The sequence below is a fragment of the Paenibacillus nanchangensis genome, assembly GCF_046543445.1.
Taxonomy (GTDB): Bacteria; Bacillota; Bacilli; order Paenibacillales; family Paenibacillaceae; genus Paenibacillus_AQ; species Paenibacillus_AQ nanchangensis.
In genome coordinates, this window is sequence record NZ_JBHOFD010000070.1 from 1 (window position 1) to 3,905 (window position 3,905).

The 3,905-nt window shown below is 51.2% G+C and carries 4 protein-coding genes; all 4 read right to left on the bottom strand.

Annotation, left to right across the window (positions count from 1 at the left end; translation table 11 throughout):
- Nucleotides 1-197: 197 nt before the first annotated feature.
- On the bottom strand, nt 198-452 hold the full coding sequence (locus tag ACE6ED_RS29050) for a DUF2164 domain-containing protein (protein WP_410830943.1): 255 nt from the start codon (nt 450-452) through the stop codon (nt 198-200).
- 106 nt (nt 453-558) lie between these two features.
- Complete coding sequence (locus ACE6ED_RS29055; RefSeq protein WP_410830944.1) at nt 559-2,589, bottom strand: HAD family hydrolase; 2,031 nt, start codon at nt 2,587-2,589, stop codon at nt 559-561.
- A gap of 20 nt (nt 2,590-2,609) precedes the next feature.
- A complete protein-coding gene (locus ACE6ED_RS29060; RefSeq protein ID WP_410830945.1) occupies nt 2,610-3,563 on the bottom strand; it encodes a glycosyltransferase family 2 protein in 954 nt (317 codons plus the stop codon).
- Between the two features lie 149 nt (nt 3,564-3,712).
- The coding region (locus ACE6ED_RS29065; RefSeq protein ID WP_410830947.1) for a hypothetical protein at nt 3,713-3,905 on the bottom strand (193 nt) is incomplete at its 5' end.

The following is a 3,905-nucleotide window of genomic DNA, read 5'->3' on the forward strand; positions in this document are numbered from 1 at the left end:
CAAATGTTGACCGTTTGGCGTGACAACAAAAATGATTATATCAAATACTCTACAGGAATGCAAATAATATTTTTTTAAAAAAGTAGATGAACTGCCTGCAAAAAAAACGCAAGCAGTTCCCGCCTAGTGCGGCAAACCTGTTTAACGAATCTCCTTACTGTACAGACAGGTCAGAATATCCCGGTTTCGTATCCCGGCTAACGGCTCCGTTTAACCGGGACTTCAAGCGAATACAGATCATCTTCCACCTGCAGCAGCTTTTGTCCAACCAGCTTACGGGCATCCTGTACGGCTTTATTGTAGATATGAGGTGCCGCACTGCTAAGGATCATATCGATCAGCTGCTCCGCGCCAAGATCGCCAATCGTCTCCGAACGCTCCACCTCAAAATATTCCTGCACACTCCGGATCAGGTCCTGCTTGCTCTCTTTGTCCAATTTAATAGGAATCATGCCTTTTCCTCCTTTCCATTTTTTGAGTATATCACTTTCGGATATCTTTCGGATATCTTTCCGGCAGCCGACCTCCCCCATAAGATGGGACTTAAAAAGCCGCACATTACGTGCGGCGAACGGTGAACTTTTTGCTGTGACGAGCGCGCATGGCGGTTTCGACCAGTAACAAGAAAGGCAAATGGTATTCCGGAACTCTACGTTTATACCCTTCTTTCCAAAGAGAACGCCGGAAACCAAATTGCAGCTGCTTCAGCCCTTTTGGTGAAAACACCCGTTCCGGCGGCTTGGCCAGCGCATGCGACACATACACGTCCCCAAAACCTTTGGCATGCGTCAGATCCCCTATTTTGTCCGCTTCAAGACGTGTTGGCGAATGCAGCACCCTGGCAATCGGAGCAATGGCGAGATCAGGGCTTACGGACAACGGAAGCTCAAGCGCAGCCGAAATGGACTGCATGTCCCGGACAAAATCAAGCACGCCTTCATGCATCAGCCGGGCTGCTTCCAGCTTCTGGTCATCGTTGTCATTGGGATCGAAGACCGGCTCCATCTTCCCGTCTTTTTCCTGAAACCCGGTGACACTGCCATGAGGGGCGGTAAACAAAAACTCAAACAGCTCCACACACTTCAAAATCACCGCTTCCCGCTGTTCCGGCAGCCCGGTATCGCAGAGGAAGCCGTTCATCTGATGGCCTTTGCTCTTAATTGCATGGGCTTTGGCAAAAGTGCCGAGATAATAGCCGCTGATCTGCGTATCCCCTTGTCCAATCAGCTTCAGCACCTGATCCAACGCCTGCTGCATCGTGCCGTGCCAGCCGATATCGACAATGGCGGGCCGGCTGCAGTCCAGCATCCCGGTCTGCTTCAGATAGCGGGCAAGCCTCACGCGCTCGTCCGCTGCCGCGGCCAAAATATCCTGCTCGATCAGCGAATACAGTGTCCTGATCTGCATCTGTTCTTTTTCACTGCCGACACGGTCTGCCAGCGACCTGAACCCTGCCTGCCGTGCCTGGGATTCGTAATCCGCCGACCGCAAGCCGACGCGTTCCAGATATTGAGCCACAGTAAGATCAGCTGAATAACTAAGGAGAAAACGCAGATTTTCTTCCCCCAGATCGGCAACTGCAGGGAAATTGTAAGCTCGTCTCGACGCGTAAATATACGCCGCAGGCAGTGCATCCGGATCACCGGCGGTAATAATATCATAAACTTGTTTCATAATGTAGCCGTCTCTGGAGAGGAAAAACAGCTGTTCCGCTCCGTCCTGTTCTGCCTTTGATTTTACCCAGTGCACAAAACCATACAGCAGCACCCCGATCGTCTCATAGCCGAAACGGTACCAAAAGCTGCCGCCGGCATCCACATTCCGCTCCGTATATAGCTTGCCAAGCAGCAGTCCAAGCAGCACCGTCTCCTCGGGCCGAATATCAGGCTTGGTCAGAAGTTCTGAAAATGTCCGCACAAAGGGTTTAACCGAATTCACATAATCCAGGGTTTTATGATAGGCGTAGGCCGCCCAGCCGGCCTCTTTGGCTCTTTTCAAATCGGAGAGAGGATGGTCGCCAATGTGGAGAAACTCCGCAGCGCTCCGGCCCGAATCCTCCGTAATATGCTGATACAGCGCACCATGATGTTTGGTTAATCCGACTTCGGACGATAAGTATAACTTGGCATAATCCGTATATCCGTTCCGGTGCAAAATGTCTGAGATCACATCGGCGGACAAGTACATATCCGAGGTGAAGATGACCGTTTTCCCCTGCAGTACGCAGTAGCGGTACACTTGGTACATATACTCATTCCTGCGGCAAAATAAATACTCCAGCTTAACCTCCAACTCCTGCAGGTGGGATAACTGGTCCGCCGGCCAATCCGAGATTTCGGCAAGCTCGCGGTAAATGTCGTGCAGTTCAATTTCATGCCGGGTTTGCCCTCCGGGCAGCGGACGTCTTCTCGCCTGTGTTTCCGCCTCTATACGTTTTGCAGCAAAACCTGCCGACGCTTGTCCCCCCGCCAGCTCCACCAACATAAACAGATCTGCGGGCTTTCGCAGCAGACGGACAATCACCGTGTCAAAAATATCGAAAGAAACTACCTTTGCTTTGTGAATGGCCTGTTTCAGCTCGCTGTTCATCCGTTTACGCCTCCTTAGAGTTAGTCCGCGAGTGCCTTATTCCGGCCTGTTACCGAGGGTTCTCTCAGCAGGCTGCGCAGCTGTCGGATTCCCCTACGGTAACCTATAGCCGCTTCCTTGTTCCCTTGAATTCGTTTTTCGCCGTAAAGGAACAGGATGGTCCACAGCAGCATTCCGATATGCCACAACCCCCGTTTACGCCGCAGCTCCAGCAGCCGGAAGTGGTTGATCACTTTGGTGTAAGCGACAGCTTCTTCCTTATCGCGTGATACGGGGGAGCCGTGATGAAGCAGCTTCAACTCCGGGTTTACATACATTGGCCCATGCCGGCCGGCAAGATGGGACAAGTACAGGTCTTCGCCAAGGCTGTATCCGGTCAGCCAGTCGACACACTCCACGCCGGATAAGGCGCTTTTTCGGTAACACATGTTGCACCCGTGTAAAAACTCCGTCCGGAACACAGTCTTCTGACGGTTCCATGTATTCATGGAGGAAGCAAATCCGCTGCGGGACAGGCTGCCTGGAGACCAAGCGCCGCGTCCGCTAAGCAGCATAAGCGCCCGGCCTTTGGGGCTGCATACGAATCCCTGATCGGCACCCGATATACCTACAGCATCCGGATACGTTCTCCATGTTGTTTTTAATACCTCAAAATAATCTTCTTGCAGCTCTACATCATCATCAAGAAATAACAAAATATCGTGGCTCGACAGCTCCAGCGATTTAATCCTGGAACGCAGCAGGCCTGCCTCTTCCCTAGGTTTCGCATAGTAACACAGATGCATGGAGGAAGGAAGCAGGGATCTTGCGCGGGAGAGCCATCTCTCATCCGTGTCGCCATCATCTACAATCCAAATTTCAATTTCATCTTTATCCATTCCAGTCTGGCGGGCAATAGAGGTCAGCGTTCTCCATAAGTCCTCATGCCGATTTCGCGTACATATTGCCACCGACATTGCAAATTTAGTTGTCACAGGGTTTCTCACTCCTCCGTACGGGTTCCGGCGTTCTGTTAGGCGTGCCGGTTTCTAGACGACGGTGATGCGATGTGCTGCAGGCGGGCAGACTAGCCCATATGACAGGATAGGGCGGGACTGTAAATTATTTGTTTTCATAATTTTACCTACCAAAACGCCATCCAATGAAAACGGAAACATGGTTTATAAGAAGTTCCAGCGTTAGATGCAGTGAAGCGGACTTGTTCTCTCATTATAGTCGGCATCTGCGGACCGGGACACCATCCTTTGTACCAGGCAGCTTCTACTTTAGTGGCATATAAAAAAGAAATAAAACACAAAAAAACCACCGCCTGAATC

Excerpts from the sequence above, each read along its gene's own strand:
- ACE6ED_RS29050 (WP_410830943.1), bottom strand. The coding sequence starts at position 452 with ATGATTCCTATTAAATTGGACAAAGAGAGCAAGCAGGACCTGATCCGG.
- ACE6ED_RS29055 (WP_410830944.1), bottom strand. The coding sequence starts at position 2,589 with ATGAACAGCGAGCTGAAACAGGCCATTCACAAAGCAAAGGTAGTTTCT.